This is a genomic window from Lentibacillus sp. L22, assembly GCF_040812445.1.
GTDB classification, from domain to species: Bacteria; Bacillota; Bacilli; order Bacillales; family Amphibacillaceae; genus Lentibacillus_C; species Lentibacillus_C daqui.
Genome location: NZ_JBFNXI010000016.1, coordinates 15787 through 31284, shown reverse-complemented (window position 1 = coordinate 31284; position 15498 = coordinate 15787). Strand labels below are relative to the sequence as shown.

General features: G+C 42.4%; 13 protein-coding genes. 4 read left to right on the top strand and 9 right to left on the bottom strand.

The features are described 5' to 3' along the window. Positions 1–62: 62 nt before the first annotated feature. The 3 genes from ABRT01_RS09325 to ABRT01_RS09315 form a co-directional block, all read right to left on the bottom strand. On the bottom strand, positions 63–2168 hold the full coding sequence (locus ABRT01_RS09325) for a (Fe-S)-binding protein (protein ID WP_269410565.1): 2106 nt from the start codon (positions 2166–2168) through the stop codon (positions 63–65). Between the two features lie 449 nt (positions 2169–2617). Next, complete coding sequence (gene argS / locus ABRT01_RS09320; protein ID WP_269410566.1) at positions 2618–4285, bottom strand: arginine--tRNA ligase; 1668 nt, start codon at positions 4283–4285, stop codon at positions 2618–2620. 51 nt (positions 4286–4336) lie between these two features. Then, complete coding sequence (locus tag ABRT01_RS09315; protein WP_269410567.1) at positions 4337–4774, bottom strand: YwiB family protein; 438 nt, start codon at positions 4772–4774, stop codon at positions 4337–4339. A 373-nt stretch (positions 4775–5147) separates the two neighbouring features. On the opposite strand from ABRT01_RS09315, the gene ABRT01_RS09310 reads away from it, so the two are divergent. Continuing rightward, entirely contained in the window at positions 5148–7193 is a 2046-nt protein-coding gene (locus ABRT01_RS09310; RefSeq protein WP_269410568.1) for a transglycosylase domain-containing protein, read from the top strand. 173 nt (positions 7194–7366) lie between these two features. Here ABRT01_RS09310 and ABRT01_RS09305 read toward each other — a convergent pair whose 3' ends face one another. The 5 genes from ABRT01_RS09305 to ABRT01_RS09285 all read right to left on the bottom strand — a co-directional run bounded on the left by ABRT01_RS09305 (position 7367) and on the right by ABRT01_RS09285 (position 11205). Beyond that, complete coding sequence (locus ABRT01_RS09305) at positions 7367–7894, bottom strand: YwhD family protein (RefSeq protein ID WP_269410569.1); 528 nt, start codon at positions 7892–7894, stop codon at positions 7367–7369. A gap of 122 nt (positions 7895–8016) precedes the next feature. Then, positions 8017–8805 carry a YhfC family intramembrane metalloprotease gene (locus ABRT01_RS09300; protein WP_269412635.1) on the bottom strand — a complete coding sequence of 263 codons (789 nt, stop codon included), beginning with the start codon at positions 8803–8805 and terminating at the stop codon, positions 8017–8019. A gap of 33 nt (positions 8806–8838) precedes the next feature. Further along, positions 8839–9126, bottom strand: a complete 288-nt coding sequence (locus ABRT01_RS09295) for a DUF3784 domain-containing protein (RefSeq protein WP_367746896.1) — start codon at positions 9124–9126, stop codon at positions 8839–8841. Between the two features lie 272 nt (positions 9127–9398). Next, the gene (locus ABRT01_RS09290; RefSeq protein ID WP_269410571.1) at positions 9399–9905 is read right to left on the bottom strand and encodes a YwgA family protein; all 507 of its coding nucleotides are present in this window, start codon (positions 9903–9905) and stop codon (positions 9399–9401) included. After that, positions 9895–11205, bottom strand: coding sequence for an HD domain-containing protein (locus ABRT01_RS09285; protein WP_269410572.1), 1311 nt, complete (start codon positions 11203–11205; stop codon positions 9895–9897). The genes ABRT01_RS09290 and ABRT01_RS09285 overlap by 11 nt, the downstream gene beginning before the upstream one ends. Before the next feature lie 162 nt (positions 11206–11367). Between ABRT01_RS09285 and ABRT01_RS09280 the strand changes: the two genes are divergently transcribed. After that, positions 11368–12219, top strand: a complete 852-nt coding sequence (locus ABRT01_RS09280; RefSeq protein WP_269410573.1) for a lipoate--protein ligase family protein — start codon at positions 11368–11370, stop codon at positions 12217–12219. Between the two features lie 338 nt (positions 12220–12557). On the opposite strand, the gene pta is transcribed toward ABRT01_RS09280, so the two are convergent. Further along, on the bottom strand, positions 12558–13526 hold the full coding sequence (gene pta, locus ABRT01_RS09275) for a phosphate acetyltransferase (RefSeq protein WP_367746874.1): 969 nt from the start codon (positions 13524–13526) through the stop codon (positions 12558–12560). Between the two features lie 246 nt (positions 13527–13772). Here pta and hemQ point away from each other — a divergent pair, with 246 nt between their 5' ends. Together hemQ and gerQ are read left to right on the top strand one after the other, a co-directional pair. After that, positions 13773–14522 (top strand): hydrogen peroxide-dependent heme synthase, encoded by a 750-nt coding sequence (gene hemQ / locus ABRT01_RS09270; RefSeq protein ID WP_269410575.1) that lies wholly within the window; start codon positions 13773–13775, stop codon positions 14520–14522. A gap of 334 nt (positions 14523–14856) precedes the next feature. Then, positions 14857–15438: a spore coat protein GerQ gene (gerQ, locus tag ABRT01_RS09265; protein WP_269410576.1), complete on the top strand. Its 582-nt coding sequence runs from the start codon at positions 14857–14859 to the stop codon at positions 15436–15438. Positions 15439–15498: the final 60 nt, after the last annotated feature.

Here is a 15498-nt window from a genome sequence, read left to right as displayed (position 1 = left end):
TAGAGGGAGAACAACCTCCCTCTATTAGTTTATCACGTTAGTCTATGGTTATGAACTATTCATTAAGCCGTTTTCGTATATTCCTCAGTAAATACAGACATTGCCAGTATTTCCGCAACATCCATCGTTCCAATATCGTCTTCCACTTCTTTTGCCTTCGTACCATCACTAAGCATGGTTAAGCAATATGGACAGGCGCTGGATATCATGGTTGGCTGTACGGCGATTGCCTGTTCTGTACGAGCTACATTGATTCTGTTGCCGGTTGTTTCCTCACTCCACATTAATCCGCCACCAGCTCCACAACACATTGCGTTCTCTCTATTACGCTTCATTTCTACCAGTTCCAGTCCCGGAATCGATTTGAGAATTTCTCTCGGCGGATCATACACGCCATTATAACGTCCAAGATAACAAGAGTCATGATAAGTGAGCCGTTCGTTGATTTCCCCTTTTGGTTCCAGCTTTCCACTCATAACCAAATCAAACAGCAGTTGTGTATGATGATAAACCTCCGCTTCAAAACCAAAGTCCGGATATTCATTTTTGAAAATGTTGTATGCATGAGGATCAGTGGTCACAATCTTGGTCACACCATGTTTCTCAAACTCCTTGATATTTTTTTCGGCAATTTCCTGGAATAAGAATTCGTTGCCAATCCGGCGGGCAGTGTCACCAGAGTTTGCTTCTTTATTCCCTAGAATCGCAAAGCTGATGCCTGCTTGATTCATCAATTTGGCAAACGCAATCGCAATTTTTTGACTGCGGTTATCATATGCTCCCATCGAGCTTACCCAGAAAAGATATTCAAATGATTTGTCTTCTTTTTTCAATTCCTTAACGGTTGGGATATAAACGGATTCATCCAGTTCCCGCCATTTGATCCGGTCTTTTTTCGATAATCCCCATGGGTTACCCTGACGTTCAATATTCATGACTGCGCGCTGGGCATCCGGATCCATTTTTCCTTCTGTCATCACCAGGTAACGACGCAGATCAATAATTTTATCGACATGCTCGTTCATCACCGGACAAGCATCCTCACAATTCCGGCAAGTTGTACAGGCAAACAGTTCTTCCTGAGTAATTACGTCACCAATCAGGTTTACATCCTCCATACTTGCTGCCGCTTCCTGGCGAGCGATTTGATTCCCTTTCGTATTGGAAAACGCATACGCTGGAACCCATGGTGTTTTTCCGGTCACCGCCGCCCCTTTTTCTGTTAAATGGTCACGCATTTTGATCATCAAATCCATCGGTGACAACATTTTACCGGTCCCGGATGCCGGGCAAACATCGGTACAACGTCCGCATTCTACACAGGCATAAAAATCAATCATTTGAAATTGTTCAAAGTCCTCAATTTTACCAACACCAAAGGAAATGTCCGCTTCATCTTCGGCAGCATCTTCATCGAGATCAAAATCTATTTTATTTAGCTTCCCTGTAACCCGTTTGCTCAAAAATACATTAATTGGTGCGGCAATCAGGTGCGCATGCTTCGATTGTGGTACATACACTAAGAAAGTTAAAATTGTAATCGCATGCACCCACCAGGCGATATAAAATACAACTAATGCAGCAGTTGGCGACATCCAGCCAAAGGCCATTCCAATTAAACTGGCAACAGGCTCTGTCCATGTTGCTTCGGTTCCATGCCAAATTTGCGCCATTCCATTACCAACTAAAACCGAGAGCATTAATGTTCCGATAAAAATCAACACAAGTCCCGCTTTAAAGCCCCGTTTTAATCGGACAATCTTTTCTACATAGCGCCGGTGAAAACCAATAGCAACGGCAACCAGGATCATTAACGTAACGAGCTCCTGGAAAAAGGTAAATCCGGGATAAAACACCCCAAACGGCAAGTGTTTACCAGGTGCCAATCCTTTTACGAACATATCAATGGCACCAAATTGAACCAGGATAAATCCGTAAAACATCATGACATGCATGACCCCGGACTTTTTATCCTTTAGCAGCTTGGATTGTCCGAAAACAATTTTGCCAATTCTTCGCAGCCGTTCTTTGATTTCCCCATCAAATTCCGACTTCTTCCCCAATTTGATATATGCTATCCGTGTTGCTACGACTCTGCCAAACAAGTACACACCGTAAATAACAATGGCTGTAAATAGAATCGCATTAAGCAGCAGTAGCGTGTTCATAATCCGAGCTCCCCCTTTTTATGTAGTAAGAAATATATAAATAAATGGATGCCAAAAACCAATACACAGAGCATAGCCATGGTAAGCTACAATTCCCCCAGCTCCAGCTATACATTATTCTGAATTATCCTTTAAAATGACAGCGATTGCATTTAAAAGATAATAAAAAGGTTCTACTCCTACTTTAAATGTGAATGACCATTCAGTCAATACATTTTTAAAATTTATGTGAGAATTATGAACGGATGGGAAATGGGCGGTTCTCCTATCCCATCATTTTTCATAGCAGATTGGGCGGTTTTGGCAATGGCTGGGTAGCAGTTGCTCTGATTTATCAGCGGTTTCTGCACTTTTATCGGCGATTAGCCCCCCCTTTTTTCCTCCCCGCAAAAAATAAGACAGAGGAATTCAACCCTCTGTCCTTGGCCAAACTAACTGCCACGCTGTCTCTACATTTTTTCCGGTGCGGTGACTCCGATTAGGTTCAAACCGTTAGCGATAGTAATGCGAACGGCTTGCATAAGAGCAACGCGTGCTTTGGAACGTTCCGGATTTTCGGTGTCCAGTACTTTTTCAGCATTGTAGAAGCTATGCAATAAAGAGGCCAACTCAAAAATGTATTGGGTTACCTTATGCGGCGTTTCTTTCATGGCCGCGTCGGCTATTACCTGTGGGAAATCCCCCAATTTTTTCAGCAGATCGATTTCCTTTTCCGCTGTTAATAGTCCCGTATCATATTGTTTTGTAACCAATCCTTTTTCTTCTGCCTGTTTGAGCATGGTACAAATTCGAGCATGGGCGTATTGCACATAATAAACAGGGTTATCATTTGACTCAGAACGCGCCAAATTCAAGTCAAAATCAAGCTGTGAGTCATTGGAACGCATCACGAAGAAATAACGTACCGCATCAATACCAACCTCATCCATCAATTCCCGCAATGCTACTGCGTTTCCGGTCCGTTTACTCATCCGAATTTTCTCCCCGTTTTCAAACAGGTTGACCATTTGGATAATTTTCACCGCAAATTTTTCCTTTTCATAGCCAAGTGCCCGGATAGCCGCTCGCATGCGCGGAATATATCCATGATGATCCGCACCCCAGACGTTTATGATTTTATCAAAACCGCGTTCCAATTTATTTTGATGGTAAGCAATGTCCGGGGTTAAATACGTATAACTGCCATCTTTCTTAATTAACACACGATCTTTGTCATCGCCAAATGCTGTCGAGCGGAACCAGGTCGCACCATCTTGTTCATAAATATAGTCTCCCTGTTTCAACGTTTCCAGTGCATCGGCAATTTTATTTTCCTTATATAGCGACCGTTCCGAGAACCAGTTGTCGAAATGAACGCGAAAATCGGCTAAGTCCTTTTTTATCTTGTTCATTTCATATTCCAGCCCATATTCTTTAAAAAATGATAAACGTTTTTCCTTATCCGCATTCGCCCATTTATCGCCATCTTTTTTGGCCAGTTCTTCACCGATCCTAATAATATCAGGGCCGTGATAGCCATCTGCGGGCATTTCTGCATCCATGCCTAGTGCCTGTAAATAACGTGCTTCCACGGACAAAGCCAGGTTATCAATCTGGTTACCGGCATCGTTCATATAGTATTCTCGTTCTACTTGATAGCCCGCAGTATCCAGTACATTGCAAAGCACATCGCCAAACGCTGCCCCGCGTGCATGACCAAGATGCAAGTCACCAGTCGGGTTAACAGAAACGAATTCAACCTGAACCTTTTCCCCTTGGCCGGCATTGCTTCTGCCGTATGCATCCCCTGCTTGCAAAATAGCAGGCACGATCTCACTAAACAGGTCATCTTTGGTAAAAAAGTTAATAAATCCCGGTCCGGCAATTTCGACCTTTTCGATGGCCGCCTTGGTTTGATCGAGGTTTGCGACAATGTCTTCCGCAATTTGCCGTGGTGCTTTTTTGGCAATGCGAGCCAGCTGCATGGCAATATTGGATGCAAAATCACCGTGTGCTTTATCTTTTGGTTTTTCCAGCGTTATTTCCGGCAGCTCTTGTTCCGTTGCCAAATTTGCCTGGACTACCGCCTTAATCATTTCCTGCTTCAATGTTTCTTCGGTTTGCGCTAGTATGTTCATTGGGAAGCCTCCTCATTTCGCTTCATTAAGATTTTTTCGTATATTTCGTCGTTAAACTGCTTTTTGTATCGTCAGTGTTAATTGGTGTCTTCGGGCATCCTGTCCATTCAGTTTCACCTGATAGGCTACCGATAATTCGCCTGGTTTCGTTCGTCTTGGTGGTTGATAGACAATTTCCTCGGTATAAGTTTCCATATGGATCGCCCCATGCATATGTTGAAACAGCGTCTCGGAAGTTTCACCCGGGCTAAATTGCTGGTGCATAGCAACCGCACCCGAGCGTTTAATGCTCACCTTTTCCCGTTGGATTGTCAATAAGTTCTTAATCGTATCCCCGCTGTTTTCCAGTTGCTCATGATACGTTAAAACATCCATTTTATTTCGGTTATATAAATAGCCGGTTGCTTTCGTTGTCGTTTCCTCTACTTGCCCGTTATCTTCAATCCACATATGAAGTTCAATTGCAACCTGGCTTTGTTCCTGTTTCATACTAATCGCTCCTGCCAATTCAGTCGGATATCTACTAATTATAGCGATAAAAGGGGATCAATTTCAATATTAATTGTTTCTATACCAAAGATCCGGTTAAACTAAACTATTCAGAACTATTTGCGTACCAGGCACCTACGCAATTCCGAATAGTTTGCGTACTTGTGACCTGTGTTTATTTCCATTTATCTTTTCCTATAATGGGTATAATGTACACGTTCAAAAAATCCGGATAACCGCTCATGTTTGGCATATGGCCGCTCGTAATTAGGCCGCAACTGCTCAAGATTAGCCGTACTCTTGCTTGTCCAAGCGGGATATCTGCTCGACTCAACCAACAAACCGCTCAAACAACGAAATTGGAGTTAATCAGATGAAATGGTTTAAAAAACGTATTTACATAAAACTTATATTGGGAGTTTTTTTATCTGTCCTGGTCCTTCTATCAGGTGTTTATTTGGCGAGCTATCTGCTTGGTCCACCTGATCTCGTGCCTCAACAAAACACGGTTTACTATAGTCAGGATGGAAAAGTGATTGGCGAAGAGCGTGGTAACCGTGGTGAGGATTGGGTGGATTTAAGCGACATATCCGACCAATTAATCCAGGCAACGCTTCTTGCTGAAGATCGCCACTTTTACAATCATCACGGGTTTGATATTCCACGAATCATGGGTGCTGTCTGGACAGATTTGAAAACGATGTCATTAAAACAGGGTGCGAGTACACTTACCCAGCAGTATGCCCGAAACTTGTATTTGTCTTTTGAAAAAACTTGGACGCGGAAACTGCAAGAAGCATTTTATACGATTCGCCTGGAAATGTTCTATTCAAAGGATAAGATTCTGGAAGGGTATTTAAACACAATTTACTACGGACACGGTGCATATGGTGTGGAAGATGCCAGTAAATATTACTTTAATAAATCGGCCAATGAATTATCCCTTGCTGAAGCGGCAATGCTCGCGGGTATTCCCAAGGGGCCAACCTATTACTCGCCTTACAATAATCTGGCAAATGCCAAAAAGAGGCAAAAGTGGATATTGGGTTTGTTGCGTAATCGCCATATCATCAGTGCCCAGGATTATGAACAGGCAATCCATACCGAACTTGCCTTTACCAAACCGGTTGATCAACAGAAGGCGGACAAGGCTCCCTATTTTCAGGACACCGTTTTACATGAAGCAGCAAACCTGTTGGAACTTGATAAGGAAAAAGTGCGTTCCGGCGGTTATCAAATCTATACGACATTAGATACGGATAAACAAACAAAGTTGGAAAAACAAACGAACACAGTCTTCCAGGATAGTAGCGATATTCAGGTTGGAGCGATCGCCATGGATCCCCATAATGGTGCAATGCGGGCACTCATCGGCGGCAAGGATTACGAGGACAGCTCGTTCAACCGTGCGATTCAGGCAAAACGCATGCCCGGCTCAGCCTTTAAGCCATTTTTATACTATGCTGCACTACAAAACGGGTACACACCAACGACCATGCTGATGAGCAAGCCAACCGTTTTCAAATTGGAAAGTGGCGGAAAATACACACCAAACAACTTTGATGGCTATTATGCCAATAAGCCAATTACACTAGCTCAGGCCCTGGCATTATCCGATAACATTTATGCTGTAAAAACGAATCTATTTTTAGGTGTCGATAAGCTAATCCATACAGCAAGGAAACTAGGTATTACCAGTCAATTGCCCAAAGTACCATCGCTCGCCCTTGGAACCGCTACTGTGTCTGTAAAAGAGATGGTAACAGGGTACGGCATCCTGGCAAATGGTGGTCACGATATTGAAGCTTATACCGTGGAGAAAATCATGGATCCGAGTGGCAAGGTACTTTATAAACGGGACCATAACAGTGGAGAACAAATTCTCGACCCGCAAACGACATTTGTGTTGACCCAACTGATGACGGGAATGTTTGACCGTTCATTAAATGGTTATATGTCAGTCACCGGTTCTACTGTTGCTGATAAACTATCCCGGCCTTATGCTGGCAAATCCGGATCCACCGACTCAGACAGCTGGATGATTGGCTATAGTCCTGATTTGGTAACAGGCATCTGGACCGGCTATGACGACAATCGCCAAATGGAAAAGGTTGCCGAAACAGCTTATGCCAAAGAGGTTTGGGCAGGATTTATGGAGGCCGCCCACAAGGATATGCCACCACGTAAATTTGCCGTCCCATCGGGTGTTGTCAAAGTGTCCATTGATCCGGAAACAGGTAAACGTGCCACACGCTATTGTAATCATAGTCGTGTCATGTACTTTAAAAAAGGCACTGAACCAACTGAATATTGCAGCCTTCACTTACCAAATGATAAAGCAAAAAACGGTGACGGTCATAAACAACAGAAAGACAAGAAAAAAGGTACATTAAAAAAACTATTTGAATCGCTGTTTTGACGGGACAAGGAGGCTGTCCCCCTTGTCCCTAAAAAACGGCTGACCCGTTAATCGGATCAGCCGTTTTTTTGTCCTAGTAATACATGTGTAAGCCCATGTATATCATATTTTACAAATTTATCTTGTAAAGTACAACATATTCTGCAATTGTTCACGATTCATTCACAAATTGTTCACGATTTCGGAAGTGCCTGCTTCAATTCGTCGGCGGAATTATTCCACATGTCACCGCCATTGAAATCAACAAGGAAGTCGCGTAACAGCTGTTTGGAATGTTCGTCCATATGATCAAGGATAATTTTTCCTTTTAAGGATTTTTCCATATGGGTAACATGTTCAGGCATGGATTTATAGGCGCGCTTTATCGAACGGTCAACCCTAATCTCACTGCCACAAACACCGGAAAAATATGGGCCGTTTTCTCCTTTATCAACTGTAACCCAAACAATCCAGTACAATTTACCATTCGGAACGGCATCTTTATCCGGCAAAAATTTCACGCGACGTTCTACCTGGCTCCGTCCATGCATGGCGCCCATATCGACAAATGCCCGATCTTCATTTGGATCGACAATCACCGGTGAAACATTTTCCAGACTAATTGAACCTGCACCAAAGCCCCTATCTCCATCAAGCGGATCATCTTTTATAATAGTGAATGGATTACTCTTCTTATTGTTGGAAGACTGTTCTGAACTCATTCTTTGAACCTCCTTCATACTGATGGTACCTATTGTAGCACAGGTAAAGCGAAACTTCATTCAGTGAGGGTTCCCTTGCTTCAATGAATTAGAAAAAACAGTTGAGGAAGAATTTTATAAGTTTAAATCTCTCTGTTTGTAAACAAGGACCTTGATTTTACTATGAAAACAACGGCCAAAATTGCAACAATACAGTTGAAACTCTCTACTATGAAAATGTTAAAATGGATTTTTTGATATAAAGTTGCAACAAAGTCAACCGCAGCATGAGCTAAAATCGCGTATAGCAGATATTTCATTTTCTGGCTTTTCACTCCATAGAGAACCAATAATGAAAACCCTAAGTGATGCGTAAAGGCGAATATTCTTTCCAAGCCAGTAAATAAATACACATAAGCAGGTGTGTTTACCAATTGTTCTTTTCCAGCCTGCAAGCCTTCAGCAACACTCCCGCTGTTTGTCTGGATGAGTGTATCTAAGGTTCCTGAATTGACCATATAGGCATTGATGATTAATGAAATACTTGCCAATCCTCCGATGAAAAACGCTTCAACACCACCATGTCCAATCCCATAAGCAATCCCATCTTTCCAGTCTCGATAATTTTTCAAAAAGTAACGAAATCCAATGTATCGTCCCACTTCCTCAAATATCCCCGCAGCCAAACAGCCGTAAAGAGCGTAAAGGTAGGGATTTGTTAACCACTCCTGTGTGTATGGATTAACCCCGAACACATATTGATGCAGTAATTTCTCCAGGATTTGCGAAAACACAATAAAAACGAGCAGCCCGATCAGAATCGGCTTCCAGGAAATCCGGTATTTTCTTATAAAATAAATTGCACAAAACACTGGTACCCCAATTGCCAAAACCCCGCTGATCACCATAAATACAATGGATAAAGTACCCACCAATTGTTTATCCCCCTTATCCCTTTCAAATTTTTAATAACCCACCTGGTCCAAAATGATCGATATGAGAATCATAATGATTAATATAAACACCAGAATTCCAGATACTGCACCAATGGAGCTAAACCAAATGACTAAGAATGATGTTATAATAGCGATAATACCAGTGACAATGAATAGAACCCCTATTCTGCGTGCTAGCTTCTCTCTATTCACTGGTTCCCAAAAACCAGCAAAAAAGAAAAATGTTTTTTTAGACCGGACAACGTATCCAATCCATACGAAACATGCACCAATAATGATACCAATCAGTGAATCCATGTCCACGTTTCACATCCTTTAATCCCGCAAAAGTCTTGTATGATTTCTCCCTACCAAGGTTTACGATAATCGTTTATAAATGTTTCATTTATTCATAACAGATAGGTAAGGTTTTTGAGGTGACAAAAGATAATTTGGTCGATATGTCGGATCGAAAAATCGGCACGTTGCCTTGGGAGAAACCAGGGGAGAGATGAGTGGGCTTTATCCTGACAAGGGCAGAATAGAGCTGGATGATTTGTATATTTGCTTACCTTAAAGAAAATCCGCCCTTATGCAGGCGGATTTTCTTTCAATGAATCGATCAAAACCCAAGCTTCTTTAATTTCCTGTTCCGAATAATTTTGTTTGGGTTTAACCATGTAGACCTTCTCTACCACTTGTTTTCTCGGTAAATCATCAAAATAAAGCATCGTTGCGACAAGTTCCAAAAACCGGGAACTTTTTGTTTTCAATTCTGCTACCTTATCAGCAAAATCAGGCATGTCCAGGGAAAACTGACGCAGGAATTCCTGACCATCCTTTGTGATTTGATAATTGTATTGATAATAATTACTTTTTTCCTCTTTCTCTTCTGAAACAAATCCCAAGTTTGTCAGCTCTTCTACTCTCAGAGACAGTTCCTCTGAATACGGTCCATAAAAATGAAACTGAAACTTTTCTGCAAACGGTACATGGTTTTTTTGTAAAATATAAATCATTTTCTGCAACTTTTTGCGGCCTGGTACCTCTTTTGCAATAGAAAAGAAGTGCATTAATTTGGCATGATCAGTTAACATGTTGATTCGCTCCCTCATGATACAAAAGTTCTAGTATCCGTTTTCTTTTATCATCATCCATTTCCGGAAGTACATCAGCTGGAAAATATAGCTTATGATCGGTACGTTTCTTCCCGGAAATGGACTCAACAATATCCGATTCGCGGGAAAGCTCGCGAAGTTCATGATTTGGCATCAGCAAGAAAATCGGCAGACGCTCTTCCTCCTCACCAGGCCGGTAAAAATCGTATGGCAAGTCTGACGATGAGTCAACCACCAGATAATATTCCGGATCGATTCCAGCTTCCTGAAACATTCGGTACAGCTCCATCCATTCTTTCATTTGCAGGTTTGGATTGAATTCCACATACTTAAACAGCCGCCGATTCATAAACCGTTCGCACAGGTCACGTAGAATCGCATCGTCTTCCTCCTGCCAAAGCTGGAAATAATAGAATACAATTGCTTCATCCAGTTTCAAGTATTCATCAAGATCGGGTTTTTCGTTAAAAAAAGAAATAAAATGCGTCGGCTTTAGCTTAAATTGATAGTTATTATCAAACAAATACTTCGCCCGATGCAAAATCTTTGATAGAATCACTTCAGCACTGCGGGTTACCGGGTGAAAGTATACCTGCCAATACATTTGATAACGGCTCATGATGTAGTCCTCCACCGCATGCATCCCACTCGACTTAATAACAACCTGATCGTCAAGCGGGCGCATCACTCTCAGAATTCGCTCCATATCAAAATGGCCATAACTGACCCCAGTAAAATAAGCATCCCGCTGCAAATAATCCATCCGGTCGGCATCAATTTGACTGGAGATAAGACTGACAACCAGCTTATCTTCATATGTTTTCGCAATCACGTCCGCAACCTTTTGGGAAAAACCCTGTTCCACCCGTTCTAAAATCGTATGTATTTGCGTATTACCAAGGATAATTTTCTGGGTAAAATCTTCATGATCGAGTTTAAAGACTTTTTCAAAGGAATGGGAAAAAGGACCATGTCCCAAATCATGCAATAATGCGGCACAAAGGCACAACAAACGTTCATTATTGTTCCATTGCGGTTGATTCTGGAAGTTGAATATGATTCGGCGGACAATCTCATACACGCCCAATGAATGGTTAAAACGACTATGTTCAGCACCATGAAAAGTCAGGTTGCTCGTCCCCAGTTGTTTAATTCGCCGCAAACGTTGAAATTCCGGTGTTGCGATTAAATCCCAAATGACCCGATCATTCACATGAACATATCGATGCACAGGATCTTTAAATACTTTTTCCTCATCCAACTGTTCTTCTTTATACATTTCATTACACAACCCGTTTCTTTTCGATAGTTTTGTTATATTATATAATAGAAACCCGAAGTTAAAAAGAGGCTTTGGCAAATTCATTGTTGCCGGCGCATTGCTCATATTGAGGAAAACATGACAATGATGCAGTTTCCAAAGCACTGCAAGGAGTAAAATATGAAAAATTGGCAAGATATTATACGACATACAACATTTCGCTATGTGGATCAATCAGAACAAGCATATATCGAACAGATACCCATTTCGGCCATGGCCTCGTTTGCCATTGATGATGCCCTGGCAACATCAGTCAGCGAGGGGAACTCACCACCGACCCTCCGATTATGGGTACATCCGGAAACAATCGTGCTTGGTATTCCTGATGCCCGCCTCCCCTTTATTGAACAGGGAATTACGATGCTTCAGGAGCAGGGATATCAGGTAATTGTCCGTAATTCAGGCGGGCTTGCCGTTGCCCTTGATGCAGGCGTGTTAAATATCTCACTCGTCTTACCCGGGGTAAAACATATATCAATTTACGACTGTTATGAGGCGATGGTCAGCTTTGTTCAATTCATGCTGCGGGATAAGACGGACGCAATTGAAGCTTACGAAATTGTTGGCTCCTATTGCCCCGGTGATTATGACTTAAGTATTGGTGGTCGCAAATTTGCCGGCATTTCCCAGCGTCGAATCAAAGATGGCGCGGCTATTCAAATTTATTTGGATGTAAACGGAGACAGCCATCACCGTGCCGCATTAATTCGCGACTTTTATGCGGTTAGCTTGCAGGGGGAAGAAGCAACGTTTGCCTATCCCGAGGTGAATCCCGAAACGATGGCCTCCCTGTCTGAACTGCTTCATGAGCAAATAACCGTAGCCGATATGAAACAACGAGTTTTTGCCGCCTTAAAAACATTAAGTGAGGAAATCATTTGCACGGATTTCTCAGAGGATGAGCTGGCAACATTTTATACACGGCTCCGGCAAATGGAAAAACGAAATGAATTCATTTTAAGGATGAAATAATTCGAGCCACCAGACCTTCTATAGGAATGGTGGCTCTTACGCCTGCGGGATACCTGCAAGCGGTTGATATCACGCACGTTTGGGTTGATGATTCCAGTGTGCAGGTCGATATTTGGGATCGTTTGGTCGATATCACGCGTTATTGGGTCGATGCCCTGCAGCATATGGTTGATATCCACTGCACACTGGTCGATATTACATGTAACCCAGTTGATATCCGCGTGCTTTTGGTCGATTGCGCACCCGCTTTAACTAATACTCTACGATTCCATATTTTCCCTACCAATTTGCGTGATACCCTGTACTATCCGATTAAGCCGCCCCGGAACACGGGCTGATTACGATTGAGCGGCAGTGATAAGCGCAAGGTGATACACGTCATCGGCATTGCAGCCGCGGGATAAGTCATTCACTGGTTGATTTAATCCTTGTAAAATCGGACCAACGGCTTGAAATCCACCGAGGCGTTGAGCAATTTTATACCCGATATTGCCTGCCTCAAGACTTGGGAAGATAAATACATTTGCCTTACCTTCCAGAACTGAATCTGGTGCTTTTTTCTTTGCTACACTTGGGACAAAGGCTGCATCAAATTGGAATTCCCCATCAATCACCAGGTCAGGATTCTTTTCCTTTGCCAGTTTGACTGCTTCTACGACCTTATTCGTCTCATCTGATTTGGCTGAACCCTTGGTAGAAAAACTAAGCATAGCTACCCGTGGATCCACATCAAATAATTTGGCAGTTTCGCCACTCTCCACGGCAATTTCAGCTAAATCCTGACTGTCTGGAGCAATATTGATCGCACAATCAGCAAATACATATTTTTCTTCACCGCGCACCATAATGAATACGCCCGACGTTTTCTTGATTCCTTCTTTTGTTTTAATAATCTGTAACGCCGGCCGGACTGTCTTCGCTGTTGCGTGTGCTGCCCCACTTACCAGCCCGTCTGCTTGATTCATGTAAACAAGCATAGTGCCAAAATAATTTTCATTCTGCAACAACTCACGAGCTTCCTCTGCAGTCGCTTTTCCTTTACGCCGTTCAACAAACGTTTCAACCATTAATTCAAATTCCGGAAATTCCGCCGGATCGACAATTTTGCTTGCGGATACATCGACCCCAATTTCCTCCGCTTTATGCTTGATATTCGTCTTATTTCCAAGTAGCACAGGGGTTAAAATTCCTGCTGCTCCCAATTTACCAGCAGCTTCCAATATTCGTTCATCCTGCCCCTCTGGAAAGACTATATGTTTATCCTGATTAATAATGGTGCTTTCAATTGTTTCAAAAAGGTTACTCACATCGAACCCTTCCTCTCAAATAAAATTCTTTCGTGATTGCTATCATCTGTCCAACCAACATCATAATGGATTCAGGATAATATGAAAAGAAATCCACTACGATTAACCGGGTTTTTCACAAATCTGTTGAAAATGTTGATATAGCAGTTGATTTCGAAACCGTACTCCATGATTATCATTCCCCAATTGTGTTATAGTAAAAACATGAGCAATGAAAATGGATGATATGTAAAGGAGCGATATATAATGGTCGAAGCAGTTGAAACAGCGGACGGTTGGTATTCCTTGCATGATCTTAGAAGTATCGACTGGACTTCCTGGAAGATGGCATCAAGTGAGGAACGAGAAGCTGCCATTCATGAATTCGAACAATTACTAGCTAAATGGGAGGCAGTTGAAGAAGCTAAAAATGGCAGTCATGTACTTTACACAGTGATTGGTCAAAAGGCGGATCTCATGTTTATGTTTCTCCGTCCAACCATGGAAGAGTTGAACGAATTGGAAACAGAATTTAATAAATCAAAGTTCGCTGAATATCTAAGGCCGTCTTATTCCTATGTATCTGTCGTTGAAATTTCCAAGTATTCCGCGCCAAAAGAAGGGCCAGCATTAGAAACTTATCCAAAAATCCAGGAACGGCTCAAACCAATTTTGCCAAAGTGGGAGCATATGTGTTTCTACCCAATGGACAAGCGCCGGCAAGGGGAAGACAATTGGTATGCGACAGAAAAGGATATCCGGGCAAAACTGCTATATGAACATAGTAAAACCGGCCGCAAATACAGTGGCAAGGTGAAACAAATCATTACTGGATCGTTTGGCTTTGATGACTGGGAGTGGGGCGTTACATTATTTGCCCATGATCCTATCCAGCTGAAGAAAATTGTTTATGAAATGCGCTTTGATGAGGTCAGTGCCCGTTTCGGCGAATTTGGTGAATTCTTCGTCGGCAACCACCTGCCAAAAGAAAATATACCAGCATTTTTACACGTGTAAACTGTTTATTAAAAGGCTTCCTGCCACTTTTCAGGAAGCCTTTTTGTCATTTAGAGTTACGTCTCTCTTTTATACCTCCAGCATAACGATTACTTAGTTGTTTTGTCATACCTGATATAAAAATTTCATACACATCATTAAAGAGCCTAGCATAAGGATATACAGAAATGGGGGTGTGCGTTTGACTATTTTCCATGCATGTCAGTTTTTTTCATTGTGACCTAAAACGTGCTGTCCCATCGATAATTGAATAGTCAATGGAATGTGAGTCGAAACGATACCCTTTGTATTAACTCTATAGTGTAGTTTAAATTATTAGGTGGAGGTTTTCTTTATGAGTGAACAGCAAGATTATACCAACCCAATGTATCCTTACTACTACCCATACCAATCCTATTATCCAGTATACGACTATCGAGCGCTATATCCACAACAACAATTTTCACGAGCTGAGCCGCAGGGTGGCCAGCAATTTCCACAAACAACACAACAATTCCCGCAATCAGACCAGCAATTTCCGCAAGCGCAGCAGCAATTCCCACAGTTCCCAACAGGCGCAGCGGGTGAACAAGGTGGTACAACCGGAACAACTGGCACACCAGGCGAAACCGGGATGCTGCCACCACAGCAATCCTATATTGAAAACATATTACGACTGAACAAAGGAAAAGCCGTAACTGTTTATATGACGTTTGAAAGTGGTGAAAGTGGCGGTGGCGGTAGGGAGCAAGTATTCAAGGGAGTAATCGAGGCCGCTGGTCGGGACCATATTATCTTAAGCGATCCAGAAACAGGTATGCGCTATTTACTGTTAATGGTTTATTTGGACTACATCACATTTAGCGAAGAAATTAATTACGCTTATCCATTTGGCGGTGCAGCGGGCCCTGGTCTGGCAACATATCCGCCGCGATAAAGGCTGCCTAAAAAAGTATGGGAGGTTCACTTTTAAGGGTGAATGCTCCCATACAATATC